Annotated in this window: 26 protein-coding genes; 11 read left to right on the top strand and 15 right to left on the bottom strand. The window is 66.4% G+C overall.

Features of this window, described 5'->3' with window-relative positions; translation table 11 throughout:
* Window positions 1-11 precede the first annotated feature (11 nt).
* Window positions 12-704: a response regulator gene (locus MHEC_RS19560; RefSeq protein WP_048890230.1), complete on the top strand. Its 693-nt coding sequence runs from the start codon at window positions 12-14 to the stop codon at window positions 702-704.
* Entirely contained in the window at window positions 701-1,924 is a 1,224-nt protein-coding gene (locus MHEC_RS19565) for a GAF domain-containing sensor histidine kinase (RefSeq protein WP_048890231.1), read from the top strand. Before MHEC_RS19560 ends, MHEC_RS19565 begins: the two co-directional genes overlap by 4 nt.
* A gap of 63 nt (window positions 1,925-1,987) precedes the next feature.
* On the opposite strand, the gene MHEC_RS19570 is transcribed toward MHEC_RS19565, so the two are convergent.
* The 5 genes from MHEC_RS19570 to MHEC_RS19590 all read right to left on the bottom strand — a co-directional run bounded on the left by MHEC_RS19570 (window position 1,988) and on the right by MHEC_RS19590 (window position 7,160).
* Window positions 1,988-2,506, bottom strand: a complete 519-nt coding sequence (locus MHEC_RS19570) for a MarR family transcriptional regulator (RefSeq protein WP_048890232.1) — start codon at window positions 2,504-2,506, stop codon at window positions 1,988-1,990.
* 139 nt (window positions 2,507-2,645) lie between these two features.
* Window positions 2,646-3,689 carry a pyridoxal phosphate-dependent aminotransferase gene (locus MHEC_RS19575; protein ID WP_048890233.1) on the bottom strand — a complete coding sequence of 348 codons (1,044 nt, stop codon included), beginning with the start codon at window positions 3,687-3,689 and terminating at the stop codon, window positions 2,646-2,648.
* A complete protein-coding gene (locus MHEC_RS19580) occupies window positions 3,689-4,702 on the bottom strand; it encodes a 3-oxoacyl-ACP synthase III family protein (protein ID WP_048890234.1) in 1,014 nt (337 codons plus the stop codon). Before MHEC_RS19580 ends, MHEC_RS19575 begins: the two co-directional genes overlap by 1 nt.
* Window positions 4,703-4,768: 66 nt before the next feature.
* On the bottom strand, window positions 4,769-5,434 hold the full coding sequence (locus MHEC_RS19585) for a hypothetical protein (protein WP_048890235.1): 666 nt from the start codon (window positions 5,432-5,434) through the stop codon (window positions 4,769-4,771).
* Window positions 5,415-7,160, bottom strand: coding sequence for a thiamine pyrophosphate-binding protein (locus tag MHEC_RS19590; protein ID WP_099868719.1), 1,746 nt, complete (start codon window positions 7,158-7,160; stop codon window positions 5,415-5,417). The genes MHEC_RS19585 and MHEC_RS19590 overlap by 20 nt, the downstream gene beginning before the upstream one ends.
* A 129-nt stretch (window positions 7,161-7,289) precedes the next feature.
* Between MHEC_RS19590 and MHEC_RS19595 the strand changes: the two genes are divergently transcribed.
* The gene (locus MHEC_RS19595; protein WP_071700267.1) at window positions 7,290-8,480 is read left to right on the top strand and encodes a flavin-containing monooxygenase; all 1,191 of its coding nucleotides are present in this window, start codon (window positions 7,290-7,292) and stop codon (window positions 8,478-8,480) included.
* Complete coding sequence (locus MHEC_RS19600; protein WP_048890237.1) at window positions 8,477-9,817, top strand: FAD-binding oxidoreductase; 1,341 nt, start codon at window positions 8,477-8,479, stop codon at window positions 9,815-9,817. Before MHEC_RS19595 ends, MHEC_RS19600 begins: the two co-directional genes overlap by 4 nt.
* A gap of 7 nt (window positions 9,818-9,824) precedes the next feature.
* Here MHEC_RS19600 and MHEC_RS19605 read toward each other — a convergent pair whose 3' ends face one another.
* The 5 genes from MHEC_RS19605 to secY form a co-directional block, all read right to left on the bottom strand.
* The gene (locus tag MHEC_RS19605; RefSeq protein WP_048890238.1) at window positions 9,825-10,577 is read right to left on the bottom strand and encodes an anti-sigma factor family protein; all 753 of its coding nucleotides are present in this window, start codon (window positions 10,575-10,577) and stop codon (window positions 9,825-9,827) included.
* Window positions 10,578-10,647: 70 nt separating this feature from the next.
* Complete coding sequence (locus tag MHEC_RS19610; RefSeq protein ID WP_264016418.1) at window positions 10,648-11,175, bottom strand: sigma-70 family RNA polymerase sigma factor; 528 nt, start codon at window positions 11,173-11,175, stop codon at window positions 10,648-10,650.
* Window positions 11,176-11,242: 67 nt separating this feature from the next.
* Complete coding sequence (gene map, locus MHEC_RS19615) at window positions 11,243-12,043, bottom strand: type I methionyl aminopeptidase (RefSeq protein ID WP_048890240.1); 801 nt, start codon at window positions 12,041-12,043, stop codon at window positions 11,243-11,245.
* 2 nt (window positions 12,044-12,045) lie between these two features.
* Window positions 12,046-12,597 carry an adenylate kinase gene (locus tag MHEC_RS19620; protein WP_048890241.1) on the bottom strand — a complete coding sequence of 184 codons (552 nt, stop codon included), beginning with the start codon at window positions 12,595-12,597 and terminating at the stop codon, window positions 12,046-12,048.
* The gene (gene secY, locus MHEC_RS19625) at window positions 12,594-13,919 is read right to left on the bottom strand and encodes a preprotein translocase subunit SecY (RefSeq protein WP_048890242.1); all 1,326 of its coding nucleotides are present in this window, start codon (window positions 13,917-13,919) and stop codon (window positions 12,594-12,596) included. The genes MHEC_RS19620 and secY overlap by 4 nt, the downstream gene beginning before the upstream one ends.
* A 245-nt stretch (window positions 13,920-14,164) precedes the next feature.
* Here secY and MHEC_RS19630 point away from each other — a divergent pair, with 245 nt between their 5' ends.
* Both MHEC_RS19630 and MHEC_RS19635 read left to right on the top strand, forming a co-directional pair.
* Entirely contained in the window at window positions 14,165-15,100 is a 936-nt protein-coding gene (locus MHEC_RS19630; RefSeq protein ID WP_048890243.1) for a class I SAM-dependent methyltransferase, read from the top strand.
* Between the two features lie 265 nt (window positions 15,101-15,365).
* Window positions 15,366-16,265, top strand: coding sequence for a class I SAM-dependent methyltransferase (locus tag MHEC_RS19635; protein WP_048890244.1), 900 nt, complete (start codon window positions 15,366-15,368; stop codon window positions 16,263-16,265).
* Here the strand turns inward: MHEC_RS19635 and MHEC_RS19640 are convergent.
* Complete coding sequence (locus MHEC_RS19640; protein ID WP_048890362.1) at window positions 16,246-17,610, bottom strand: xylulokinase; 1,365 nt, start codon at window positions 17,608-17,610, stop codon at window positions 16,246-16,248. The two genes, MHEC_RS19635 and MHEC_RS19640, sit on opposite strands and share 20 nt — an antisense overlap.
* A gap of 21 nt (window positions 17,611-17,631) precedes the next feature.
* Here MHEC_RS19640 and MHEC_RS19645 point away from each other — a divergent pair, with 21 nt between their 5' ends.
* Entirely contained in the window at window positions 17,632-18,621 is a 990-nt protein-coding gene (locus MHEC_RS19645) for an NAD(P)-dependent oxidoreductase (protein ID WP_048890245.1), read from the top strand.
* On the top strand, window positions 18,618-19,274 hold the full coding sequence (locus tag MHEC_RS19650) for an L-fuculose-phosphate aldolase (protein ID WP_048890363.1): 657 nt from the start codon (window positions 18,618-18,620) through the stop codon (window positions 19,272-19,274). The genes MHEC_RS19645 and MHEC_RS19650 overlap by 4 nt, the downstream gene beginning before the upstream one ends.
* A 7-nt stretch (window positions 19,275-19,281) precedes the next feature.
* On the opposite strand, the gene MHEC_RS19655 is transcribed toward MHEC_RS19650, so the two are convergent.
* On the bottom strand, window positions 19,282-20,130 hold the full coding sequence (locus MHEC_RS19655) for a helix-turn-helix transcriptional regulator (RefSeq protein ID WP_048890246.1): 849 nt from the start codon (window positions 20,128-20,130) through the stop codon (window positions 19,282-19,284).
* A gap of 73 nt (window positions 20,131-20,203) precedes the next feature.
* Between MHEC_RS19655 and MHEC_RS19660 the strand changes: the two genes are divergently transcribed.
* On the top strand, window positions 20,204-20,881 hold the full coding sequence (locus MHEC_RS19660; RefSeq protein ID WP_048890247.1) for a class I SAM-dependent methyltransferase: 678 nt from the start codon (window positions 20,204-20,206) through the stop codon (window positions 20,879-20,881).
* Here MHEC_RS19660 and MHEC_RS19665 read toward each other — a convergent pair.
* Both MHEC_RS19665 and MHEC_RS19670 read right to left on the bottom strand, forming a co-directional pair.
* A complete protein-coding gene (locus MHEC_RS19665; protein WP_048890248.1) occupies window positions 20,878-22,092 on the bottom strand; it encodes a zinc-dependent alcohol dehydrogenase in 1,215 nt (404 codons plus the stop codon). The two genes, MHEC_RS19660 and MHEC_RS19665, sit on opposite strands and share 4 nt — an antisense overlap.
* Entirely contained in the window at window positions 22,089-22,853 is a 765-nt protein-coding gene (locus MHEC_RS19670; protein WP_048890364.1) for an SDR family NAD(P)-dependent oxidoreductase, read from the bottom strand. Before MHEC_RS19670 ends, MHEC_RS19665 begins: the two co-directional genes overlap by 4 nt.
* A gap of 101 nt (window positions 22,854-22,954) precedes the next feature.
* On the opposite strand from MHEC_RS19670, the gene MHEC_RS19675 reads away from it, so the two are divergent.
* Together MHEC_RS19675 and MHEC_RS19680 are read left to right on the top strand one after the other, a co-directional pair.
* On the top strand, window positions 22,955-23,869 hold the full coding sequence (locus MHEC_RS19675; protein ID WP_082169625.1) for a class I SAM-dependent methyltransferase: 915 nt from the start codon (window positions 22,955-22,957) through the stop codon (window positions 23,867-23,869).
* An 8-nt stretch (window positions 23,870-23,877) separates the two neighbouring features.
* A complete protein-coding gene (locus MHEC_RS19680; RefSeq protein ID WP_048890365.1) occupies window positions 23,878-24,786 on the top strand; it encodes an SAM-dependent methyltransferase in 909 nt (302 codons plus the stop codon).
* Here the strand turns inward: MHEC_RS19680 and sppA are convergent.
* Complete coding sequence (gene sppA / locus MHEC_RS19685) at window positions 24,783-26,582, bottom strand: signal peptide peptidase SppA (RefSeq protein ID WP_048890366.1); 1,800 nt, start codon at window positions 26,580-26,582, stop codon at window positions 24,783-24,785. The genes MHEC_RS19680 and sppA overlap by 4 nt on opposite strands.
* Between the last annotated feature and the right edge of the window lie 102 nt (window positions 26,583-26,684).

The following is a 26,684-nucleotide window of genomic DNA, read 5'->3' on the forward strand; positions in this document are numbered from 1 at the left end:
AAGGTGATGCCATGGCGGCTGCCGGCATCCAACCAGGCACTGGTCGAGCCACCGAACCCGTCCGGCTTGTGCTCGTCGACGACCACGAAATGGTCATCGAAGGACTCAAGGCGATGCTCGCCGCGTTCCAGGACCGGGTGCAGGTGGTCGGGCACGCGGTGGGCGCCGAACGCGCCGTCAGCATAATCGATGACCTGCAGCCCGACGTCGTGCTGTGCGACGTCCGCATGCAAGGTTCCAGCGGCCTGGATCTGTGCCGGGAACTGCGCGCACGCGACCCGGACCGCAAGGTCGTCATGTTGTCGGTCTACGACGACGAGCAATACCTGTTCCAGGCGTTGCGGGTGGGCGCCCGCGGCTATCTGTTGAAGAGCATCAGCAGCGACGAGCTTGTGCGCCAGCTGGAACTGGTCCACCACGGCGAAACAGTGATCGACCCGGGAATGGCGGCCCGCGCCGTCGACACCGCGGCGCGGATGCAGCGTGACGAATTCTGGCCGGGGGCGCGGCAGGGACTGACCCAACGCGAAAGCGAGATCCTGTCCTACATGGTGACCGGGTTATCCAACCGCGGCATCGCCACCAAGCTGGTGATCGGTGAGGAAACCGTCAAAAGCCACCTGCGCTCGATCTACCGCAAGCTCGGCGTCAGCGACCGCACGGGAGCGGTGGCCACCGCGCTGCGCGAAGGCATCTACCATTGACCGACAGCACTCATGGGCCCAACGCGGTGCGCGACGTCGTCGGCGCCGACCGTGAACTGGCGCTGTTGCGCGAACTCATTCAAGCCGCCTCCAGCGGCCCCGGTGTCGAACCGCTGGCAGCCGCGGCCGCGCGCATGATCACCGCGGCCACCGGTACCGACGTCTGCTTCGTGCATGTGCTCGACGACACCGACCGCTCGCTTACCCTGGCCGGGGCGACGCCACCATTCGACGGGCAGGTGGGAAAAATCCGGTTGCCGCTGGGTTCCGGCATTTCGGGCTGGGTGGCCAGCCATCGCGAGCCGGTGGTGATCACCCATGACAAGGAGGCCGACCCGCGGTACTTGCCGATCCAGTCGCTGCGGGGGCGGGATTTCACGTCGATGGTGTCGGTGCCGATGGAGACCGACCCCGGCGGCTTGGTCGGGGTGCTCAACGTGCACACCGTGCAGCGACGCGAATTCACCGCCGACGACGTCGAACTGTTGCGCGTTATCGGCCGGTTGATTGCCGGGGCACTGCATCAGGCGCGGCTGCACCGCCAGCTGGTGGCTCGGGAACGCGCCCACGAGTTGTTCGTCGAGCAGGTGATCGAGGCGCAGGAAATCGAACGCAGGCGACTGGCCGGCGACATCCACGACGGCATCTCGCAGCGGCTGATCACGCTGTCATACCGGTTGGATGCGGCCGCGCGGGCCGTCGGCGACGACGACGCGGCCCAAGCCTCCCGGCACCTCAACGAGGCGCGCGAACTCGCTGAGCTGACGCTGGAGGAAGCGCGCGCCGCGATCAGCGGGCTGCGACCGCCGGTGCTCGACGACCTGGGTCTGGCGGGTGGGCTGGCCAGCCTGGCGCGGTCGATGCCGCAGCTGGACACCGAGCTCGACCTGTCCGATGCCCGGCTGCCCGAGCACATCGAGCTTGCGCTGTACCGCATCGCGCAGGAGGGCCTGCAAAACGTCGTCAAGCACGCCGCCGCCACCAGAACCCGGCTGCGGTTCGGGGTCGACGGCGACATCGCCCGGTTGGAAATCGTCGACGACGGAGTGGGTTTCGACACTTTCGAGAATCCGCTGGGTGGCGACGAGATGGGCGGCTACGGTGTGCTGTCGATGGCCGAGCGCGCGGAGCTGGTCGGCGGGCGGCTCAACATCCGGTCGCGGCCCGGCGCCGGAACGGCGGTGACTGCGACGATTCCGCTGCCCCCGACCCTTAAGTAGCGCGAGCAGACGCAGAATCGCCCTATTCATCAGCGTTTAGGGCGATTCTGCGTCTGCTCGCGCTCAGAAGTCGCCAGCGTTGTGCCGCAACGTTTCGATCGACGACACCAATGCCTGCGCTTCGGCGTCCGCCATCCCGATGTCGGCGAACACCTGCTCGTTGAGTGTGACGGTGGCGTCTTCGACCGTCGAGCGGCCGAGAGCGGTGATCTGCACCAGCGTGGTGCGACCGTCGGTCGGATGCGGTATGCGCTGCACCAGCCCATCGGCTTCCAGCCGGCGGATCGCGTGAGTGACGCTGGTGACGTGCACCTGAAGCCGGTCGGAGGCCTTGGTGATCGGCAGCGCCCCGGTCCGGCTGAACGCCAGCAGGCGCAGCAGCTCGAAGCGGGAGAAGCTTAGATCGTAGGGGCGCAAGGCGTTTTCGACCCGGGCAAGCAGAATCTGGTGGGCGCGCATCACCGACGTCACGGCGACCATGCCCAGCGCGACGTCACCCCATCCGGCGCGCTCCCAGTTGGCCCTGGCCTGGGCGATCGGGTCGCGGCGGTCGGATCGCTTGTCCGGTTGGTTGGCGGCCACGCCCTTTCTTACCGCACTCCGGGCCAACGCGCCCGGGCGGATCCCGTTCGCCGCTGCGCGCAGGAACGCCGTGCCAGGTGGTGGCGCCGACGGGAAACGACGATGTCGTGCGCCACAGCTACGACATCAAAAGCGGCCGTCACCCCAGCGCCTTGTCCACCACCGAGAGGACCGCGAGGCTGGATGCGCGGCTGCCGACGGTGATCCGCGCGCCGCCGTCCGAATAGTGCCGGACCTGCAGACCACTGCCCGCCAGCACGTCGCTCCACGGCCGATCCCTCGACGGCAGGTAGACGAAATTGGCGTGCGCGTCGGTGCTGCGGACTCCCATTGCGCGCAGTTGCTTCTGCAGATAGCGCCGCTCGGCGGTGATCAGCCGGACCCGCTTGAGCAGTTGGGTTTCGGCGGCATAGGAGGCCGCGACCGCGAGCAATGCGGTGCTGGCCATGCCGAAGGGCAACTGCTTGGTCCACAGCGCCCTGGTCAGTTCCGGCGAACCGATTCCGTAACCGATCCGCAGCCCGGCCAGCCCGTAGGCCTTGGAAAAGGTCCGCACCACAACCACATTGGGAAAGCGGGCGACCAATGAAGCCGCGTTGATCCGCTGCTCCGCCCCGGCGAATTCGATATACGCTTCGTCGAGCAACACCACGGTGTCCGCCGCCACCCTCCGCAGAAACCGCATCACCTCGACGGCAGGCTCCATTGTGCCAGTTGGATTGTGTGGGCGGCACAGCACCACCACCCGCGCCGCGGCTGCGGCGTCGGCCAGCGCATCGAGATTGTGATGACCGCGTTCGTCGAGCGGAACCGTCACCGGGATCAGCCGCGCGATCTGTGCGATGATCGGGTACCCGTCGAACGTGGGTGATGCCATCACGATGGTGTCACCCAAATAGGTCAGGGCCTGCAACACTTGCATCACCACACCGGTTGCACCGGCACCAAGTACCACCTGATCCTCGGGCACCCCGATGTGATCGGCTATCAGGCGGCGCAGCCGCTCGGGCAGGAACTCCGGGTACCGATTGACTGCGTCGATCGACTTGACCAACGCTTTTCGCACCGCCCGCAGCGGCGGGAACGGATTCTCATTCAACGACAACGCCAGCGGATCGACCGCCTGCGGCAATGCGCCGAGGATCTCGGCGGTGATCGAGTTCCTCTGCGCGGCAATCGTCATTAGCCGCGTCCACCCCACCGCATTGCGGCCGCTCCGGCGAAGTCACCGGCGTGGGCGAAGGCGGCCATCAGCACCACGTCGCCGGCGTTGATCTGACCGTCCGAGATAGCGCGATCGAGGTTGATCGGGATACCGGCACCGAACAGGTTGCCGCACTCGTCGAAGGTATCGCGGTGACGCTCGGGCGGTATTTCGAGCGCTTCTCGCCAATTGCGCAGGAATACCCGGTTGGGCTGGTTGGTGACGAGCAGGTCAACATCCCTGGACGCCAAGCCGATTCGATCGCAAACCGCGAGCGCCACTTCAGGAACCTGGCGGTTGCCGCGGGCCAGCACTTTGGTGATCTTGGTTTCGGTGAACCCGATGCAGCCTTCTCCGCGTCCCGGCTGCCACCACTTGCGCGGAGGATCGATCGCGAGCGTCATGTCTCCGGCGTATTCGCCGTAGGTGCGGCACTCGACATCAAGGATCGGCGATTGATCCGACAGCGTGACCAATCCGACTGCGGCACCGTCGCCGGGGACCGCAGCCTGCGCCATGCGCCGAACACCCGGCTGATCGAAGACTTGCCCCGCCGCGTTTTGCGCAATTGCGATCAGCGCGGTGCGCCCCTCGCCGGACGACAGTAGTTTACGAGCGACGTTGAGCCCGAGCACAAATGCCGCGCATCCGCCGTTGTGAAGATCCAGCACCCACGACGGCCGCATGCCTAAGCGGTGCGCGATGCCACCGCCCGCACCATAGAAAGGCATATCCGGCATCTGGGTGTGCGTGATCAACACGTCAATATGCTCTATGACATCGCGGCCATGCCGCTCGATCAGTCCTTGCGCGGCATGCTCGACCATGTCGATCGCGCTCTCGTCGGGTCCGACGTGATGGCGAAACCTCGGCGCGCGGAACATCAGGTTGTCACGCAACTCATCTGATCCGGCGAATTGCGCGTAGTAATCGGCGCTGATCGGCTCGCCCGGCAGGTAAGTGGAAACGTCGGTGAGGCTGACTTCAGTCATGGCGGCGCTCCTCCTCATCGCTTCGCTCTGCATCGTCGCCGCCGCACATCATGGCGGCGCTCCTCCTCATCGCATCCACGCCGGCGTGATCGGCAGGCCGTTGCGGTGGCGGTATTCCGCGATCGTCTTGAGGTTGTTCAGCTCCAACGCATGACCGGGACCGAAAATGTCCCAGAAGTCTCCCACCCAGCCGGAACGCTGTGGCGGCGCCGCCTCCGGGTAGGGGTTGTCGTTGTAGAACGGATGGCGGCAATTAGTCCACAGCACAACGGAACCCGGCTTGTTGAGCACCACCTGCGCGTCGAGCACCCGCATCAGATAGATCATCCACAGGTGTTTGCCCTGGTCCCACGCACAGTGATAGTCGACGGTGCGGGCCTCGGCGTTGGCATGCGTGCGGGTATAGATCTTGGTCTCCGGGAGCAACCGGTCGTAGGCCACCCACAGCCCTGGCTCGTCGGTCGGAGTGAAACCACGCAGCGTATAGGTCCACTCCTCGAGACTGCGGGTGTCGGCCATGTACTCGAACAGCTCGTCCGGTGGGCAGTCGACGTAGTCATTGACCGTGCAGTACTGACCGAACATTTCGTCGTGCGAGTACACCGAGCGCATTCTCGCCAGGAAGATCGGAGCAGTCTGCTCGAGTGGCGAGGTCTCGATGCGGACCACTCCGTCGATCGGCTCGCTTGTGCCGGTGTGGGCGTGGATATCGTCAAGCGCTGGCAGCGACATCTGCGCGGTTCTCCTTTGTGGTCGAGCTTTCGTGACTTACAGCGTGTTTGGCTGAGGAAGCGCTGAGAAATGGTGCAAACGGCGGGATTTCATCGGCTGCGCATTCCACGCTCACCACTGACGGGCCGTCGACATCTAGCGTCGCGCGCAACGCGGCAGCCAACCCGTCGGTGTCGCTGACGTCGACCGACGGCAGCCCCGGAAACATCGCTGCCAGCCCAGCACCCAGCCGGCTGGGCGCAAAGCGGTTATAGCTGTACCTATCGCCGTAGTAGAGCTGCTCGCGGGTCACGCACATGGCATGGGCGTTGTTGTTGAGCAGCACGAACGTGATCGGCAACCGGTAGTGCACAGCGGTGTGCACCTCCATGCCGTGCATGAAGAACGCACCGTCGCCCGCGATCACTACCACCCGTCGGGCCGGAGACTGCTCGCCGGTGCGGGCGAACGCCATTCCGATACCGGCGCCGAAGCTGTAGCCCATGCCGCCCATGCCGAGGGCGACCAGGAACCGGCCCCCGCGTCGCACCGGCAAGTGATGGATGGCCGCCGCGCCGGTATTGCCCGCGTCGACCACGACGTCGACGCCGTCGGGCAACACGGCGTCCACCGCGCTCATCGCGTCGCGGTAGCGCACACCGGGACCGTCGAATGGCGGAGGCGTCAACTCCGTGCGCACCACCGCGTCGGGCACCCGCACACCCGTTGGCCGCCCCCGACCGGATAGCGCGGTTGTCAACATACGCAGCGACGCCCGCAGGTCGTCGGTGTGCACGTGGGTGCAGGGAACGTACGGCGGCGCCGACCCGATCGACACCACGCGAACTGCAGCAAGCGCGTCGTCGAGTCCGGTGCGTGCGGTCACCGACAGCCGGGTGCCCACCACCAAGCACAACGCACTCTTGGCCAGCGCCTCGGCAACGCCGGGATGGCCCATCACGCCGGTCACTCCCAGCGCCGACGACGACCCGAATCCCGGTGTGCCGGCGACATCTTTCGCGTCGGGCACACACGCCACCCGCGCGCGCAGCACGGCGCGCAGCCACTCCACCTCAGCGCGAGCGTCATCGCGAGCCACTTGCTCGCCGGCGATGATCGTGACCGGCCCGCTCACCTGGCGCAGGGCGCTGACGATCGGGTGGGGATCACCGACGGTGCGCGACGGCTCAAAACACTGCTCACCGTAACCGTTTGCGCCAACGTCTGATTGTTGAATGTTTTTGGGCAACAACAAGACAGCGGGTCCGCCCCGTTGTGCCGCGGCGACCGCGGCGGGCAGAGCCGCGATGATGTCGGCGGGCTTGACCACCCGGCGGCAAAAAACCGACACCGCAGAAAACAACGCCTCGGCGTCGAGCGATCCGTTGCGGCCACTGGTGTCCTGAAAACTGCCCCGTCCGTCCATCGTCGTCGACGGTTGGCCCACCAATGCCAGGACCGGTACCCGACTGGTCAGCGATTCCCCCAACCCGGGCACAAGGTTCAGCGCTCCCCCGCCCGACGTGGCGGCCACCACACCCAATTTCTGCCCGCAGCGGCTGTACCCGTCGGCCATGGTGGCAGCGGAAAACTCGTGCTTGGCGAGTACCGCAGTGATATCTGACCGGAAATATGCGGCGTCGTAGAGATCTTCGATGTTGGCCCCGTCGACACCAAAGATGTGGCCAACCCCGATTGCCGCGAGGTGCTCGACGATGTGGTCAACCACTCGTTGCTTCGCTGGCATACCGGTTACACGACTCGCGGGCGCTTCCAGTTCACCGCACGGCAAAGCTGACCTATTCGCGGTGAACCCCGCGCGTCTTCGCGCCGTGTTAGTTGCCAAAGCCGTGGGTAAGGAGTCGTGCCGCCATTGATGAGTAACCACCACGGCCTCGCCGGGTCTTCAACGACCACCGTTGTTGTCATCGGGGCAGGGCCGTCTGGTCTGGCCGTGGCGCGTCAGCTCGAGCACCGGCACCGGATCAAGACGCTTGTCCTCGAAAGAGCTTTGGCTCCCGCGATCGCCTGGCGCACGCGCTACGACGACTTTCGCCTCAATACCAGCGGTTTCTTATCCCACCTTCCCGGACAACGGATTCCGGTGACCGCGGGCCGCTGGCCGACCAAAGAGGACATGGTCCGCTATTTCGACCGCTACGTGCGCGTGCAGAACATCGCGCTTCGGCTCGGCTGCGAGGTCAACCATATCGACCGCAGTGCACAGGGCTGGCGACTCGACACATCGTCGGGGGAAATCCTTGCCCCGGTGATCGTCCTGGCTACCGGCAACTACCGCACCCCCACCATCCCCCGATGGCCGGGCCTTGGTCAGTTCAACGGCGAACTCATCCACTCCGGCGAGTTCACCAACGCGTGGCCCTTTGCGGGCCGCGACGTCCTGGTGGTCGGCGCGGGCAACTCGGCTGCCGACATCGCGGTCCAGCTCGCCTACGACGGTGCGCGCAGAATCTGGCTTGCCGTGCGCACTCCACCGCACCTGGTGCGGCGCGCATTGGGTCCGGTCCCGGCGGATGTCTTACTCGAGCTGTTCGCGCGGGTGCCTGCGGACAAGGTCGACCCGCTGATCGAGCGCGTCAACCACCTTATATGGGGCGATCTGTCGAAGTGTGGGTTCCGGCGGCCACCGCTCGGGCTAAAGGCCACGGTGGAACAGCGAGGCCGGATCCCCACCCTGGCCGACGAACTCATCGACGTCGTGCGGACCGGCCGGGTGCATGTGGTCGCCGCCGTGCAGGCGCTTGAGTCCGAACGCGTGATCCTCGCCGACGGCAGTTCGGTAACGCCGCAGGTGATCATCGCCGCCACCGGCTTTCGGCCGGATCTCGAGGGCTTGGTCGGCCACCTCGGCGTTCTCGACGAACACGGCAACCCGCGCGGCGGCTTCGCCTCGCACCTCGGTGCCGGAATGTTCGCGATCGGATACGGGATTCCGCCCAACGGCCCACTGCGCGCCATCCGGCGCGCCGCCACACCGCTGGCCCAGCAGATCGCAGACTACCTGTCAGCAACACGTCATCAAGCCAAAACCGATGTTAAACAATGACCTTTCACGTTGCCGGTAAGACCTTCTTCCGCGGTGCCGCAGGCTACGAAACGGCTCGTCGGGAAACAGTATGGAATGGGATTGTCCCCCAACGCTTTCCTGACGTCATCGTACAAGCGCATAACACCGACCATGTCGTCGCGGCGATCTGCTACGCGCGCGCCCACGGCCACCACATCGGTGTGTGCTCGGGCGGGCACAATTGGTCGGCCAGCCACCTTCGCGACGGCGGGTTGCTGCTCGATGTCAGTCGCCTGGACCACTGCAGCGTCGACACCGACCGGATGACCGCGGACGTCGGCCCGGGCAAGGTGGCGAGCGTGTTCGCGGCCGAACTGGACTCCCAAGGGTTGTTCTTTCCCGCAGGCCATTGCGAGGGCATTTGCCTGGGCGGCTATCTGCTGCAGGGCGGATACGGCTGGAACAGCCCGATGCTCGGCCCGGCGTGCGAGAGCGTGCTGGGTCTGGAGGTGATCACCGCCGATGGCGAACGGCTCTACTGCGATGCCGAAAACCATGCTGACCTGTATTGGGCCGCCCGCGGGGCGGGACCGGGGTTTTTCGGCGTGGTCACCTCGTTCAAACTGCGGGTTCACCCGCGGCCACCGGTGTGGGGAACCTGCCTCTACGTGTACCCGATCGAGCTCGCCGACGAGGTATTCACCTGGGGACGCGCAATCAGTTCCGAGCTCGACGAGCGGGTCGAACTTCAGATCCAGACCGCACGCAGCTTCCCCGGAGCCGGCCTCGACCAGCCCGGCATCGCGATCGCTTCACCGGTTTTCGCCGACTCAGAGGACGAGGCGGCCAAAGCCCTTGCCCCGCTGGGGACTTGCCCCGTTGCTGACAAGGCGATCGTCAGCCTGCCCTATGCGCCGACTAACCTGGCCAACTGGTACAGGGCCGTGATGACCAATTATCCGACGGGGCACCGCTATATCGCCGACAATATGTTCACGTCGGCTTCCGCCGAAGAGCTCCTGCCGGGCATCCGGAAAATCATCGAAACGATGCCGCCGCACCCGTCGCATTTCATCTTCACGGGCTGGAAAACGTCTCCGGCCCGAGCTGGCATGGTCTACGGCTTGGAGGATGAAATCTACCTGGCCCTCTACACCATCTGGCAGGATCCGGCCGACGACGACCGCTACAGCAACTGGGCAGCATCGAATATGGCGGCGATGTCGCATCTGGCGACGGGGATCTCGCTCGCCGACGAGAATCTGTGTCGGCGCCCGGCTCGATTCATCACCGAGCCGAACATGGCTCGCCTGGACGAAGTGCGCTCAGCTTATGACCCAGAGGGTCGATTTCACAGCTGGATGGCGCGCTGCTGATCGGCCACTAAAGCGAACGCTGCAGTAGTACGTGTCCGTTGTCGGCCAAAACCACTTGCACAGCTGAGATTTGATCCATCGGCGTCGCAATGCTGCCCACCGGTGTTGCGGTGTGACCGGGTTCTGCCACCCAGGTTGCCAGCTGGCTGCGGCTGCCGTCGCGGCGCACCACGACCATCGCCAGCGTGTCATGGTGGGCGTTAATGGGCGCCAGGCAAACGCATTTCATCGAGATGTAGGTTCCCCACTGCTCGGCGGACAGCGAGACCGTCGAGGCCAAATTTTTGGTACCGACTTGCGCCATCGGCAGCGACGAGACGCTGGCTTGCGGCGGCGTGGTCGCTGGCGTTGAGGAATGGCCTTGGATGCCGACGAACACACCGATCGCCAGCACCACGGCGGCAGCGGCTCCGGCCGCCCAGGTCAGTACGCGGGAGCGGCGCCGTCGCCAGCCGACCCTGGCCAGCAGTGACGGCAGCAGTTCGGCAGGCACCGGCGGCGCACCGCCGGTACGGTCGGCCTCGTCGATGGCCGCCAGCTCGTCACGGTCCAGCTGCGAGAGCAATGCCGGCATGCCGCTGAGTTCGGCGACGGCGCTGCGGCACGCCGGGCAAACATCCATGTGCGCTTCGAATTCGCGCCGATCCGAGGCCGACAGGGAACCCAGCACATAGGCGGCGTCCCACGTCGCATACTCGTGGTCGTCGCGCCCGAACTGCGCACCGTCACCAGGGGGGTTAGCGCCCCATAAAGTCTTCATCGTGTAACCCCCATCTTAGGCTTCATCGAGTATTCGGAGCCGACCTCCGCGCGGATTGCACGTCGCGCCGTCATCGGGTCACCCCCATCTCTTGCAACGTGAGCCGCAGGGCCCGCAGGGCGTAGTGCAGACGCGACTTCACGGTGCCTTCAGCGATTCCAAGATCGGCGGCGATTTGCGCGGTGCTCCATCCCCGGTAGTACGAGCGGCAAACCACGGCGCGGTGTTCGGCGGAAAGCTGTGCGAACGCGTCGGCGATCAGCAGCCGGTCCAGCGCGGCATTGACCTCGTCCGGGCCCGCCGGCTCGGGTGCTTTATCCAGCGAGTTGACCTCGGAGCGAGCCCGTGCGCTGCGGCTCTCGTCGATGATCAGGTTGCGGGCGACGGTGAACAACCAGGCCCGCGCCGAACGCTCGGTGTCGCCGACGACCTCAGGATGCTGCCAGGCTCGCAGCAGCGTCTCCTGCACGACGTCTTCGGCGCGCGCGCGGTCACCGGTCAGCCTCAGCGCATATCGCCATAAGGCCGCGGCGTGCTCGTCGTAAAGCGCCTTCATCAAGGCGGCTTCGGGAGCCGCCGGGCTGGCGACAGTAGGCACTTGCACCTCCTGGAGGTGACACGAGTGAAGCGCCCGTCCGGTTCGAGAACCGGCACACCAGCCACGGTTAGCCGAGAGTCAAGATGCGCGGTCCGTCCTCGGTCGCCGCCACGGTGTGCTCCCAGTGTGCCGCACGCGAGCCGTCGACGGTAGTAACCGTCCATTGATCGTCGAGGACCAGGGTTTTCCGGGTTCCCAGCGTGAGCATCGGTTCGATCGCCAGCACCGACCCGGGGGCCAGGAGCGGGCCACGGCCGGGGGGTCCCTCGTTGGGCAGGAACGGGTCCATGTGCATTTGCCGGCCGATGCCATGACCGCCGTATCCCTCGACGATGCCGAACGTGCGCCCGTAGCGGGCCTCGGCCGCGTGGGTGCCGGTCTCGATGGCATGCGATACATCAGTCAACCGGTTGCCGGGTGTCATTGCCGCGATGCCGGCTTCCAACGATTCTTTGGTCGCCTGGCACAGCGCTTCATCGGCGGGGTCCAGTGTTCCGACGCCGAACGTGATCGCGGCGTCACCGTGCCAGCCATCGAGGATCGCGCCGCAATCGACGGACACCAGATCACCGGGCGCCAAGATCTCGGCGGCGGACGGGATGCCATGCACCACGCGGTCGTTGACCGACGCGCAAATCGATGCCGGATAGCCGTGGTAGCCCAGAAACGACGGTCTGGCGCCGGCCTCGCGGATCACCGCTTCGGCGATGCTGTCGAGACTTAACGTCGACGCCCCGGGAACCGCGGCCTCCCGGACCGCGCGCAACGCCGCAGCCACCACCGCGCCGGCCGCTGCCATGGCGTCGAGTTCAGCGGCGCTGCGTTGCGGCACAACCTTGCGACTGCGCAATCCCGCCAGGGCGATCATCGCTACTTTCCCAAAGCCCGCAACGCGCGAGCAAACACCTCGTCGACAGTGCCGACGGCGTCGACGGTTTGCAGTTCGTGTTCGTGCTGGTAGTACTCCAACAACGGCGCGGTCTGGTCGCGGTAGACCGTCATCCGGTTGAGAATGACCTCGTCGTTGTCGTCGTCGCGACCCCGCCCCCGGAGCCGCTCGAGCAGCACCTCGTCGGGCACGCGCAACTCCAGCACCGCGTCGAGCTTGACTCCCCGGCGTTCCAGCATGTCGTGCAGTGCCTTCGCCTGTTCCAGGGAGCGCGGATAGCCGTCCAGGATAAAGCCGGCGGCCACGTCAGGTTTGCTCAGACGGTCTTCGACGAGCTTGTTGGTTAGATCGGAGGGCACCAGATCGCCGGCGTCGAGATAGCGCTTTGCCTCCACACCCAATTCGGTGCCGTTTTCGATATTGCGGCGGAACAGTTCTCCGGTGGAGAGGTGCGGGACTCCCAGTTTGTCGGCCAGCTTGACAGCCTGCGTGCCCTTGCCGGCCCCCGGCGGCCCCAGCAAAACAACTCTCACTTCAGAAACCCTTCGTAGTTGCGCTGCATCAGCTGGCTCTCGATCTGTTTGACCGTATCCAAACCGACACCGATCATGATCAAAACCGCGGTTCCGCCGAACGGCAGGTTCTGAACCGTCCCGGTATTGCCGATCTGCAGGAACAGGTTGGGCAGCACCGAGATCACGCCGAGGTAAATCGAGCCCGGTAGGGTGATGCGGCTGAGCACAAAGCGCAGGTAATCGGCGGTCGGCCGGCCCGGGCGGATGCCGGGAATAAAGCCGCCGAACTTCTTCATCTCGTCGGCACGTTCGTCGGGGTTGAACGTGATCGACACATAGAAGTAGGTAAAGAAGATGATCAAGCTGAAATAGATCGCGATGTAGACCGGGTCGGCCGGGTTCGACAGGTAATTGCCGACGAATTTGTCCCACCACGTGTTACCCATGCCGCCGGTGCCGCTACGGACCAACTGGGTGATCAGATGCGGGATATAGATCAGCGACGAGGCGAAAATGACCGGGATAACCCCGGCCTGGTTGACCTTCAGCGGCAGATACGTCGACGTGCCGCCGTACATGCGCCGGCCCACCATGCGCTTGGCGTATTGCACCGGGATGCGGCGCTGGCCCTGCTCGACGAACACCACCCCGACGATGATGATCAGCGCGGCCACGCACACCGAGGCGAAGACCACCCCGCCGCGGCTGTCCAGGATTTGCTTTCCTTCCACCGGGATGCGCGCGGCGATGCCGACGAAGATCAGCAGCGACATGCCGTTACCGATACCGCGCTCGGTGATCAGCTCGCCCATCCACATCACCAGCCCGGCGCCCGCCGTCATCACCAGCACGATCACCACCAGCGTGAAGATGCTTTGGTCGGCGATGATGTCCAGGCTGCAGCCCTGCAGCAGGCCGCCGTTGGCCGCCAGCGCCACGATGCTGGTGGCCTGCAGGATGGCCAGCGCGATCGCCAGGTAGCGGGTGTACTGGGTCATCTTGGCCTGGCCGGATTGGCCTTCCTTGCGCAGTTCCTCGAACCGCGGGATGACCACGGTGAGCAGCTGGACGATGATGCTGGCGGTGATGTAGGGCATGACACCGACGGCGAACACGGTCAGCTGCAACAGCGCGCCGCCGGAGAACAGGTTGATCAGCGAGTAGATCTGCGCCGCTTCGCCACCGCTGACCTGCGCGATGCACTTCTGCACGTTCGGGTAGTCGACACCGGGCGACGGTATCGAGGCGCCCACCCGGTAGAGGATGACAATGCCCAGCGTGAACAGGATTTTCCGTCGGAGGTCGACTGTCCGCAGCGACGAGATGAAAGCCGAAAGCACTCTTCCTCCTGCGCAGCCGGGCTAACACGGCAAGACTGGCCGGAAGCCTGTTGACCAGCTCTGCTAAACCTGCGTCACGCGCCGAGCACCCGCCGATCCCGACGTGCGGAGTCGCGCGCCAAACAGTCTACGAGAGTAACAGCGCGCGCAGTGATTGCTGGCAACCAGGCGTACAGTTTCTGGTAGGTCATTAACTTGACTAAGTATCAAGGCCGGTAGGGATCGGTGCGGCGAAGGGACGGTCGATGACGCGCACGGGTAGCGCACGCTTCGAAGGCGACACCTGGGATTTGGCATCCAGTGTCGGGGTGACGGCAACAATGGTGGCCGCAGCGCGGGCGGTGGCCACCCGAGGCCCTGACCCACTGATCAACGACCAGTTCGCCGAGCCGCTGGTGCGCGCAGTGGGCGTTGATTTCTTCACGCGCATGGCCAGCGGCGAGCTAAGTCCGCACGATCTCGATGACGATGCAGCCAAGGGGCTGCGCCGATTCGCCGACGCGATGGCCATCCGCACCGAGTACTTCGACAACTTCTTTCTCGACGCCACCGCGGCCGATATCCGCCAGGCGGTGATTTTGGCGTCCGGCTTGGATTCCCGCCCCTACCGGCTGCCCTGGCCGGCGGGCACCGTGGTGTTCGAAGTCGACCAGCCGCAGGTAATCGCCTTCAAGACGGCGACGCTGGCCCAGTTGGGTGCGCAGCCGACGGCGGACCGGCGCGCGGTGGCGATCGATTTGCGCGGCGACTGGCCGACGGCGCTTGCGGACGCCGGCTTCGACCCGGGCCGGCCGACCGCCTGGATTGCCGAGGGCCTGCTGGGCTATCTGACCGCCGAAGCCCAGAATCGGCTGCTCGACCGGATCACGGCGCTGAGCACGCCGGGCAGCCGCTTCGCCACCGAAGGCCTGCTCGACGTCAACAAGCTCAGCGAACACGAATTGCGGCGGCGCATGCAGCGCCAGTCCGACAGGTGGCGCAGCCACGGCTTCGAGCTCGACATGGCCGCCCTGGTGTATTTCGACGACCGCACCGACGCCGGCACGTACCTGGCCGATCTGGGCTGGAAGACCGTCAGCACCAGCGCCACCGACCTGCTGGCCGAGCACGGACTGCCGCCGATCGACGCCGACGACGCCCCCTTCGGCGAGGTGCTCTACCTCAGCGCGGAGCTGGATTAAGGCGATGACCCGCAGCGACAGGGACGGCTGGGATCTGGCCTCCAGTGTGGATGCTGCTCGTGCCGCGGCGCCGCGAACGGTCGGCATCGACTTGCGAGAGGACTGGCCAAAAACCTTGCGGCGCATCCTGGAGCGCCGCGGGCTTGCTCGACCACGGCTGTCGGGTGAGTCGCAGGCTTCGGGGTGTTCCCCGACGACGAGGCGGCGGCATTGCGCACCATGGCCGCCGTCACCGCACTGCGCAAATAGCAAATAGGAGTATCGGATGGCACGCACTGAAAACGACAGTTGGGACCTGGCCTCCAGCGTGGGGGTGACCGCGACCCTGGTCGCCGCCTCGCGGGCGATGGCTTCGCAGGGTCGTGATCGGCTGCTCGACGATCCTTTTGCCGACCCGCTGGTCCGTGCGGTCGGCCTCGAACCCTTTGTTCGCCTGATCGACGGCGAGCTCGATGTCGACGATGACCCGCTGATGAACCGCAGGACGAGGTGTGAACGGATTGCCGTCAGGACAAGGTTTTTCGACGACTTCTTCGGTGCTGCCGCCGAAGCGGGTGTGCGCCAGGCCGTGATTTTGGCCTCCGGGTTGGACACCAGGGCCTATCGGCTGGGATGGCCGACGGGCACGGTCGTCTACGAGATCGACCAGCCGCAGGTCATCGAGTTCAAGACGCGAACCCTGGCCGATCTGGGCGCCACGCCGACCGCCGAGCGCCGTACGGTGGGCATCGACTTGCGTGACGACTGGCCGACCGCGTTGCGGCAGAGCGGTTTTGACGCAAGTCAGCCCGCCGCATGGAGCGCCGAAGGGCTACTGCCCTATCTGCCGCCCGAGGCCCAGGACCGGCTCTTCGACAACATCACCACGCTCAGCGCGCCCGGAAGCAGGCTGGCCACCGAACATTTCCCGGAACGCAACGCCTTCTCCGACGAGCGGGCACAACGTCTCAGCGAACAGTGGCACCGTCTCGGCCTGGAGATCGACATGTCCGAGTTGTTCTATCTGGGCGAACGGAGCATCGTGATGGACTACTTGACTGGTCACGGCTGGCAGGTGACCGCATATCCGGCGCGAGAGTTATACGAGCGCAACGGCTTCGAATTTCCCGAAGATGTGCTGGCCGCGTTCGGTGAAATGAGCTACGTCAGCGCGGAACTGCGCTAGACCGGCTGGGCCGCGACGGCTTGTCGGCCAGCTCCAAAAACCGGAGGTAGCGGGCTTCGATCTCGGCGGCCCACGCCGGATCGGGCTCGACGACGCGCTCGATGGCGGCCCACCGCGCGGCGTCGGTTATCGACGACTCCAGGCCGACGGCCAGCCGGGCCAGGAATGCCGCTCCCAGCGCCGCCCCCTCGGCGACCGCCGACACCTGCACCGGCCGTCCGGTGGCGTCGGCGATGGCCTGCATCCACGGCTGGACCCGGGTGCCGCCACCGGCGGCCACGATGCGCCCAGTGGCCGCTCCACCGAGGTCGATGATCTGGCGGACCACGAACGCCGAGGCCTCGTAGGCTGCCCGCCGCAGTGCGGCCGCGTCGTGTGTGAGGTCTAGGCCGTCGAGCACGCAGCGGCGGTCGGGATCGTGCAGCGGGGTGCGTTCGCCGCGCACATACGGCGACCACACTGGCACCCGATGCGGATCGACCGTCGACGGATCCCCCGGTCCCACAAGGCGATCCACCCAGCCGAGGAACAGTCCGCCGGCGTTGCTGGCGCCCCCGATCTGGCTCTTGCCGGCAGCCGTGTGGGGGATGGTCCACAGGCCCGGAACTTGGCGGGCTTCGGGAATCGTGGTCCACACGATCAGGGTCGTGCCGCACAGCACCAGCACGTCGCCGTCCTGGTCGGCGCCGGCCACGATCTGCTCACACAACGCATCGATGGCGCCGACGGCCAATACGGCATCGCCGCCGCGTACGCGGCCCGCCGCCGCCCCGGTCGCCTCGACCAGGGGCATACGCTCAACCGCGACACCGCATTCGTCGCAGGCGTCGGCGCTCCAGCCCGTGCCGTCGAACAGCGGAACGGTCGTGTACGCGGTCGCGTAGTCGACCACCGCTTCACCGGCCAGGGCGTAGTTGGCGACCGCGGGTGCCGGCCAGTACCCGGCCGCGTCCGGTGCTGCGGCGGCGGTCCAGCGCAAAAACTCCGCCGCTTCGCCCACCGGCGGGAAGGGCTGGTCGGCAGCCGCGGGGACCCGGCCCCGACTGTCGCCGTACAGCAGTCCCGGCGTAATCGGCCGGCCGGCCGAGTCGACCGCGGTCAGCGACGGCACCATTGCCGAGACGGCCACCGCGCGCGCGTCGGGGCGGGCCAGCCGAGTCAGCGCGGTCAGCGGACCCCGCCGCCAGGCCTCGTCGGCGTCGTGCTCTAGCCGGTCGGGTGCCGGCACTCGCAGCTGGTGCGGCACCCGGGTCCGGGCCACCACCCGGCCGTCCGCGTCGGCGGCCACCGCTTTGACTGCGGTGCTGCCGACGTCGATGCCGATTGTGACCTCTTTGCGTGACACGGGCGTCACCGTACGCCAGCATTGGCAATCGTGACTCGGGCTTTGGTGACAGCGCCGTTGCGCGGCGACGGGTTCGAAAAGTTGCGGCGGCTGGCCGACGTGGTGTACGACCCGTGGATCGACCAGAAGCCGCTGCGCATCTACACCGCCGAGCAACTGGCCGAGCGGATCTCCTCGGTGGGCGCCGATGTCGTTGTGGTGGAGAGTGATTCGGTCAGTGGCCCGGTGTTCGAACTAGGGTTGCGCGCCATCGCCTCCACCCGCGGGGATCCCAACAATGTCGACGTGCCCGGCGCCACCGCGGCCGGTGTTCCGGTGCTGTTCACTCCCGGCCGCAACGCGGAGGGGGTCGCCGAGCTGACGCTGGCGCTGCTGTTCGCCGCCACCCGCCACGTGCTGGCCGCCGACGCCGACGTGCGCGCCGGCCAGGTGTTCCGCGACGGCACCATCCCGTATCAGCGGTTTCGGGCGTGGGAGATTGCCGGCTTGACCGCAGGCCTCGTCGGCCTGGGCGCGGTGGGCCGAGCGGTGAAGTGGCGGCTGTCAGGGCTGGGCGTACGAGTGATCGCCTGCGACCCCTACAACGACGAGGCCTGTCACGGCCTCGACGAACTGCTCGCCGAGGCCGACATCGTGTCGTTGCACGCACCGGTCACCGACGAGACCGTGGGCATGATCGGCGCCAAGCAGTTCGCTGCGATGCGCGACGGTGTGGTGTTCCTCAACACCGCGCGGGCACAGTTGCACGACACCGACGCGCTCGTGGACGCACTGCGCACCGGTAAAGTCGCGGCCGCCGGCTTGGACCACTTCGCCGGTGAGTGGCTGCCGGTTGATCACCCGCTGGTGGGCATGCCCAATGTCGTGCTCACGCCGCACATTGGCGGAGCGACGTGGAACACTGAGGCGCGACAGGCGCAGATGGTGGCCGACGACCTGGAGGCGCTGCTGTCAGGCCGTAAACCCGCGCATATCGTCAACCCGGAGGTGCTGGGGCCATGGGGTCGGTGAAATTTGTGGACAATCCGGAGGCCGCGGTGCTGGCCGCCGCCAAGGACATGCTGCGGCGCGGGCTGGTCGAGGGGACCGCGGGCAACATCTCGGCCCGCCGCGAGGACGGAAATCTGGTTATCACGCCGTCGTCGGTCGACTACGCGGAGATGACGCTGGACGATTTGGTCGTCGTCGACCCTGACGGGGGTGTGCTGCAGGCGGCCGACGGCCGCTCGCCGTCGACGGAGATGAAGTTGCACCTGGCCTGCTACAAGGCTTTCGACGACATCGGCAGTGTGATCCACAGTCATCCGGTGTGGGCGACGATGTTCGCGATTGCCCATCAATCGATTCCCGCGTGTATCGACGAGTTCGCTGTCTACTGCGGCGGGGACATCCGCTGTACGGAGTACGCCGCGTCGGGCACGCCCGAAGTCGGTCAGAATGCCGTCAAGGCACTGGAAGGCCGCGCGGCCGCGCTGATCGCCAATCATGGTCTGGTGGCGGTCGGCCCCCGCCCAGACCGCGTGCTGCACGTCACCGCTTTGGTGGAGCGGACAGCGCAAATCGTCTGGGGTGCAAGGGCTCTCGGCGGGCCAGTGCCTATACCTGAGGATGTCAACGCCGGATTTGCCGGGATCTACGGCTATTTGCGGGCCAACCCGATGTAGCCAGGTCTCATCGACGTCGCCAATTGCGCGGCGAAGCGCCGTGGGTGCGGCGGAACAGTCTGCTGAAATAGCCTGGATCTGCGATGCCGACCCGTCGGGCCACCTCGCTGACGGGCAGATCGGTATCCGTCAGAAGCTTGCGGGCTTCGGCCATGCGGCGCTCGATGATCCACTCTTGCACGGTGCGCCCGGTGCGCCGGCGCACCACGGTCGTCAAGTGCCCGGGTGTCATGCCGATTTCGTGCGCCACATCGCGCAGCGACAGCGGCTCGGCATGGCGGCGGTCGATCACAGCGAACACGTCGGCCAGCAGTGGTTCGCCGCTGCGTCGCAGATCGCCCACCACGTCAGCGGCCAACCGTGCCAGCTCAATGAGCAGCAATGTGAGATGCGCCAGCGCCGCCTGTCGGTAGCCCTCTTGCCGCATGGCCAGTTCCGCTTCGATCGACCCGATCGTCGTGTCCCATGCCGGTCGCCGCTCCGCGGGCACCTCCAGACAAAGCAGCCCGCCAGACCGTCCGTGCAGGAACGGGAACAGCAGCGGGTGCGCCCGCCACGCCGGCCACGGCGATCGCCCATCGCCGCCCAACGCCGCGGGATCGAACGACACCGCCACCCCACCGTCCGCCGGGCCCACCTGTGCGGGGTCGATCACTTCGCCTGGCGCCACGACATACACCAGGCCAGCCGGCCGCGCGTACCACAACGCCGGGAAGTCGTGAATGTGGCGACCACGTTCACGCACGTCGTCGCGGCCCTCCCGGAACACCGACACCGGAGGTGTATCCACGTCACTGCGGTACCCATACACGGGTACGCCCCCGCGATGGCGCACCAATCGGGCTGCTTGCGTCATTATGCCAAAGATAGTCCTAGTTTCACGAACGATTACCCAATCACTTTGGGCACTAGTCATTCACCATCATGCTATGACCGAACATCGTCTGCATTCCGCCATCCGGGCGATCGGCGGCCAGCACGATTACGTTCCCGGCGCCGGCCACGACCTGCTGTTGCCGGGCTACGACCTCATAGCTCGCCTATTCGGCATGAATCCGGTTTACGACGCCCTCATCTCCCAGGCTGAACTCGGCGATGCTCACCGCGTCCTGGAAATCGGCTGCGGCACAGGAAATGTCAGTATCCGGGCCAAACGAGGTCATCCTGCGATAGAACTCGTCGGCTGCGACCCTGACCCGCTAGCCCTCGCCAGGGCGCGACGAAAAGCACGCGGCCTCAGCGGGATTAGCTTCGACCGTGCCTATGCCCAAAGCCTGCCCTACGCCGACGGCGAGTTCGACCGGGTGCTGTCGTCAATGATGCTGCACCATCTGGACGACGACGTGAAAGCCGATGCGGCAGCTGAGGTATTCCGGGTCCTGCGCCCCGGCGGCAGACTGCATCTGGTGGACGTCGGCGGCGATATGACCGCCCGCGATGGCCTGGCGGCCCGCAAGATGTTGCGCAGCCGCCACGTCGCCGGCAACCTCGGCGACTCGATTCCCCGGCTGCTGCGCACGGCCGGGTTCGACTGCGCCGAGGTCGCCACCCATCGACAACGCTTCGTCGGACGCCTCACCTACTATCGGGCGACCCGTAACTCCTAGCGCTGGTCGAAAGCGACCTTGACCGCGCGGCTTTCGCCTTGGTTCGCGATCGCCAGGAAGGCTTCGCGCCACTGCTCGAGCCGAAACGTGTGAGTAAGCATGGGCCGCAAGTCGATACGGCCTGCGGCGGCCAGGTCGAGATAGTGCGCGATCGCGTGCTTGCGTTCGCCGCCGAGCTCCTCGATGCCGAAGGCGTTGGAACCCACCCAGCTGATCTCCTTGAAATACAGAGGGCTCCACTCCCAGCGGCCTGGCGCATGCACGCCCGCCTTCACCAACGTTCCGCGCGCCCTCAGCACGCGGACCCCGACTTCGAAAGTCTCCGGTTTGCCGACGGTGTCGTAGACGACGTCGACGGCTCCGGGAAACGCCATCGGCAGGCCTTGCAGGGGCTGGTGCAGCCGACCACCTCCCCATGCCACCAGCTCCTCGATCACGGCCAGTCGTGGCTCGTGAGCCAGCACTTTGGCGGCGCCGAACCGGCGGGCCAGTTCTGCCTGGGCGTCGAAACGCGCCACCACCGCCACCGCCACGTCGGGGTAGAGCGCCCGCAACAGGGCGACGGCGCACAACCCCAGCGAACCGGCGCCATACACCAGGACCCGGCCAGACGAAGGCGGCGGATGGCGGGTAATCGCGTGCAGCGACACCGAACACGGGTCAGCGAACACGGCCAGCTCATCGGGCACCGAGTCGGGCACCGCAAACAGCATGCTGTCGTGAGCAGGCATGAGCTCGGCGTAGCCGCCGGTCACGTCGGCCGATACCCCGGTGTGGATACCCGGTTTGATGTCGCCGTCGCAGAAACTCCAGCACAGGCTGTAGTCGCCGGCTTGACACGCCGGGCACGGTGGTTCGACGCCGCGCGGGCCGCAGGATAGCCACGGGTTCAGCACCACGCGTTGACCGACGTCCAGGCCGCACGCCTTCGGCCCGACCGCCACCACGTCGGCCACCACCTCGTGGCCCATAACTTGCGGGAACGAGCAGAAAGCGGCCAACGCGTTGTCGGTATCACCTTCGCCGAAGTCGAGCAGGATCTGCTTGGCATCGGACCCGCAGATCCCGGTCAGCCTCGGCCGAGTGATTACCCAGTCATCGTGCAGCAGCCGAGGATCTGGAATGTCTTGCAGCGCAACAGGACTGCGCGCGAGCGCGTCGTCGGACCCGTCGAACGGCGCCGGCGAAACGCCGAAAACCAGTGCCTTCATCGGCGTGCCATTGCGGCTGCACCGGCGAGGTACGCGTCGACGTCGGCGTTTTTGGCGTCAACCACCGCCTTCATGTCGGGCAGATAGTGCTCGAAGCGGTCGCTGCCCAGCGCGGCGATAATCCCGTCCGCCACCTCATCGGCCAGAACCTTCGGGCCGTGATAGAGCGGTTCTTCGTTGCCGGGCTGGTCCCAGATCTCGGTGTCGACCGGTCCGGGCTGAATCAGCTTGACTGTTACCCCGGTCCCCTGCAGATCGACGGCCATTGACTCGCTCCACCCGCAGAGCGCGAACTTGCTTGCGCAGTAGGCGGCTTCGTGGACTATCCCGAGCCGGCCGCCCACGCTGGCCACGTTGACGATCACGCCTGTCCCACGCTCCAGCATCCGCGGCAGCACGGCCAGGCTGAGCCGCATCGGCGCGAAGAAGTTGACCCGCATGACGGCCTCCACCTCGGCGGGGTCCAAGACGGTGACGACGCGCCGCTTGGGAATTGCGGCGTTGTTGACCAACACGTCGATACCGCCGAGGGTCTCCCACGCCTCCAGGGCCAGCTGGCCGACCTTGGTGGTCTCGGCCAGATCGGCCACCCACATCGTCGACGCAGCCGACGTCCTGCGGCAGTCGGCCAGGACCTCGGCGAGACGCCGAGAGCGGCGGGCGATCAGCCCGACCACCGCGCCGCGGGCTGCCAACCGCCGGGCCAGCGCGGCCCCCACACCGGACGAGGCGCCGGTGAGCAGTACCCGCTTGCCCGCCACCGCGTACGCCATGGCCACAGCCTGGCGCGCCCGAGCGGCCATGGCAAGCAGTAACGGCCCAAGTTTGTTATATTGGCTAAGTAACGATGGGAGGTTGAATGATGACGCGCACCGACAATGACACCTGGGACCTGGCCTCGAGCGTGGGCGCAACCGCGACGATGGTCGCGACTGGCCGCGCGATGGCGACAAAGGCGGACCGTCCGCTGATCAACGATCCGTTCGCCGAGCCGCTGGTCCGCGCTGTGGGCATCGATCTGTTCACCCGGCTGGCCAGCGGCGAGTTGACCCCCGCCGATCTCGAGGACGGCGCGGGCGCCAACCGCATGGCCGACAACATGGCGGTCCGCACCAAGTTCTTCGACGAGTTCTTCCTCGACGCGACCAACGCCGGCATCACGCAGGCGGTGATCCTGGCTGCCGGATTGGACTCGCGGGCCTACCGACTGCCCTGGCCGGCCGGCACCACGGTGTACGAGATCGACCAGCCACAGGTCATCGAGTTCAAATCCCGGACCCTTGCCGAGCTGGGCGTCAAACCCACGGCGTTTCGGCGCGCGGTCGCGATCGATTTGCGCGACGACTGGCCGACGGCGCTGCGCGCGGCGGGCTTCGACCCGGACAAGCCGACGGCCTGGAGCGCCGAGGGGTTGCTGGGCTACTTGCCGCCCGAAGCCCAGGACCGTCTGTTGGACACGATCACCACGCTCAGCGCGCCCGGCAGCCGGATTGCCACCGAAAGCGGGCCTAACCGGGATCCGGCTGCCGTGGAGCGGATGAAGGAGCGGATGCGAACCATTTCCCAGCGCTGGCGTGAACACGGCCTGGACCTCGATATGACCGAGCTGATCTACTTCGGCGACCGCAACGAGGCCGCCCAGTACCTGGCCGACCACGGCTGGCAGCTAACCGGGACCAGCATCCGGGATCTGTTCGCCGCCAACGGGCTTCCGCCCGTCGACGACAACGACATACCGTTTGCCGACCGGCACTACGTCAGCGGCACGCTCGGGTAGGTGTGCCGGTGGCACGAACAGATGACGATACGTGGGATCTGGCTTCCAGCGTCGGCGCAACCGCGACGATGATCGCGGCGGGACGCGCGCTGGCCACCAACAGCGGTCTCATCGATGATCCGTTCGCCGCGCCACTCGTGCGCGCGGTGGGCTTGGAGTTCTTCGTCAAGATGATCGACGGCGTGCTCGACTTGTCGGAGATCGAGGACGCCTCGCCCGCGCGGATGCAGGCCATGATCGACGGGATCGCAGTGCGCACGAGGTATTTCGACGGCCATGTCATCGAAGCCATGAACGCCGGCGTGCGTCAGGCGGTGATTCTGGCCGCGGGGCTCGATGCACGCGCCTACCGGCTGGCCTGGCCCGTGGACACAGTGGTCTACGAGGTCGACCAGCCGCAAGTGATCGACTTCAAGACGGCCACGCTGGCCGGTCTCGGTGCCAAGCCGACAGCGACGCGGCGCACCGTCGGTATCGACTTACGGTCAGATTGGCCTGCTGCGTTGCGGGCGGCCGGCCTGGATCCCACGGTGCCCACCGTTTGGCTCGCCGAGGGTCTGCTGATCTATTTGCCTGCTCAGGCCCAGGACCGACTGTTCGACAACATCACCGCACTCAGTGTGCCGGGGAGCACTATCGCCACCGAATATGTCCCTGGCATCAAGGATTTCGACCCCGACCGGGCCCGCGAGCTGTCCCGCCCGCTTCGTGACCACGGCGTCGACATCGACATGCCGTCGCTGGTGTACGCCGGCGAACGCAGTCACGTCGTCGACTACCTCGAGGGCAAGGGATGGGACATGAGCAGCGTGTCCCGCACGCAACTGTTTGTGCGCGACGGATTCGATGTCCCCGCGGCCGAAGACGACGATCCGCTCGGCGAAATCATTTTCGTAAGCGGCAGACTGCGGGCCTAGAACCGTGTTTCTCCCAGCCACAGCGCGTTGGCACCGCTCAGCGCGCGCTCACTTTGCTCGATGACCCGGGCCACCGACCGGCTCAGCAGTGTGGCGACCGTGTCCGCCAGCGACACCGCTGCCGGCTGCGACGACGGACGCGGCCGCAGAAATTCCCACAGCGCCGAGCCCGGGTAGCTGACGACACGCACGTCGGCGTCCTCATCGAGGCCGGACAGGATCTTGGCGCGCCGCAACGCCGTTCGTAGCCCGCCGAGTTCGTCGACCAAGCCCCGCTCAAGCGCGTCTTCGCCAGTCCAGATCCGGCCCTGCGCAACGGCATCCACCGCCGCTGTGCTCATCTTGCGGCCCTCGGCCACACGCTGCACGAAGTCGGTGTAGCACAGGTCGGCTTCGGCCTCGACCTTGGCGCGTTGTTCGGGAGTAAACGGTGTGTCGATCGACTCGGCGTCGGCATTGGCGTTGGTGCGTACGGCGTCGGTTCTAAGGCCCAGCCTGTTCTTCAGGTCGCGGGCCACCAGCTTTCCGGCCATCACGCCGATCGAACCGGTGATGGTGCCCGGGTTGGCCACGATCGCGTCGGCGGCGGTCGAAATGTAGTACCCGCCGGAGGCCGCGACCGCGCCCATGGATGCCACGACGGGCTTGCCCCGCTCCCGGGCCTTGCCCACCGCGCGCCAGATGGTTTCCGCCGCATGGACCGTGCCGCCGGGGCTGTCGACTCGCAGCACTATCGCCGATACCGAATCAGCCGCCGCCGCCTCCCGAAGCGCGGCGGCGATGGCGTCGGCGCCGGCGGTGGAGGGACCCCAGGGCAACAGCCCAGGGCCGCCGCGCCCGCTGAGGATGTGACCGGACACGGTGACGACGGCAACGATGGGCTTGGGTTTGCGGCCGGGAATCGGTGGCGCCGGAGGGGTCAGCCGCGGCCCGCTCGCACGGGCATAGCGCGCCAGATACAGCCGCGGCGGTGCTTTTTCGTCCGTGTCGGCATCTCCGGTTTCCGGTGAAATCCCCTCTGCACCAACGAGTTGAGCGATACGGGCATACGCCTCGTCGCGGAAGCCGATACGGTCGACCAGACCCGCGGCTACCGCGTCGTCACGCAACAGCGGCGCCCGGTCGGCTAATGCGTCGACGGCTTCGGGCTCGAGCTTGCGCGACGCGGCGACCGCCTGTCGCACCTGACCATACAAGCTCTCGATCAGCCGGGCGTCGGCTTCACGATGAGCAGCGGTGTAACCGTCTTGGGTAAAACGGTTCGCCGCAGCCTTGTATTCGCCCCTGGCGACGACCTGCGCCTCGATACCGGCCTTCTCCAGGGCGTCCCGCAGAAAGAGGGCATTGGTGGCGAAGCCGACTAGCCCGACTGTCCCCGACGATTGCATCCAGACTTCGCTGAACGCCGATGCCAGATAGTAGGACAACGTTCCGGGATAGGTCTCAGCCCACGCCACCGATGGCTTTACCGCGGTGAAGGCCGCGATGGCCTCCCGCAACTCTTGAACCGGGCCGGCTGGGGCGGGTGGAAGCTGAACGCGCGCAATCAATCCTGCTATTCGCCGGTCCTCGGCGGCACGGTGGATCGCGTCCACGGCTTCGCGAAGGGTCAGCGGCCGGCCACTTCCGGTAATAACCGTCAGCGGGTCGAAGCCCCCGGTTTCGGGCGGCACAGATTGCAGGTCGAATTCCAGCACGCAGCCATTCGGCACCCCGTGGTGGCGGACGGTATCGACGCGGCGAGCCAAAGCCCGCACGTCATCGATGCCGGGAACGCCAGGCAGAAAACTTAACATGAATCGAGCGTACCGATGCCCGCTGCGGCTCCGCCGTTGATCGCCCATACGGTGGCAGGGTGAGGTTCCCGGCCTCGATTCCCGGGCTGATTCCACTGGCGT

The organism is Mycobacterium heckeshornense (genome assembly GCF_016592155.1).
In the GTDB taxonomy this organism is placed as follows: domain Bacteria; phylum Actinomycetota; class Actinomycetes; order Mycobacteriales; family Mycobacteriaceae; genus Mycobacterium; species Mycobacterium heckeshornense.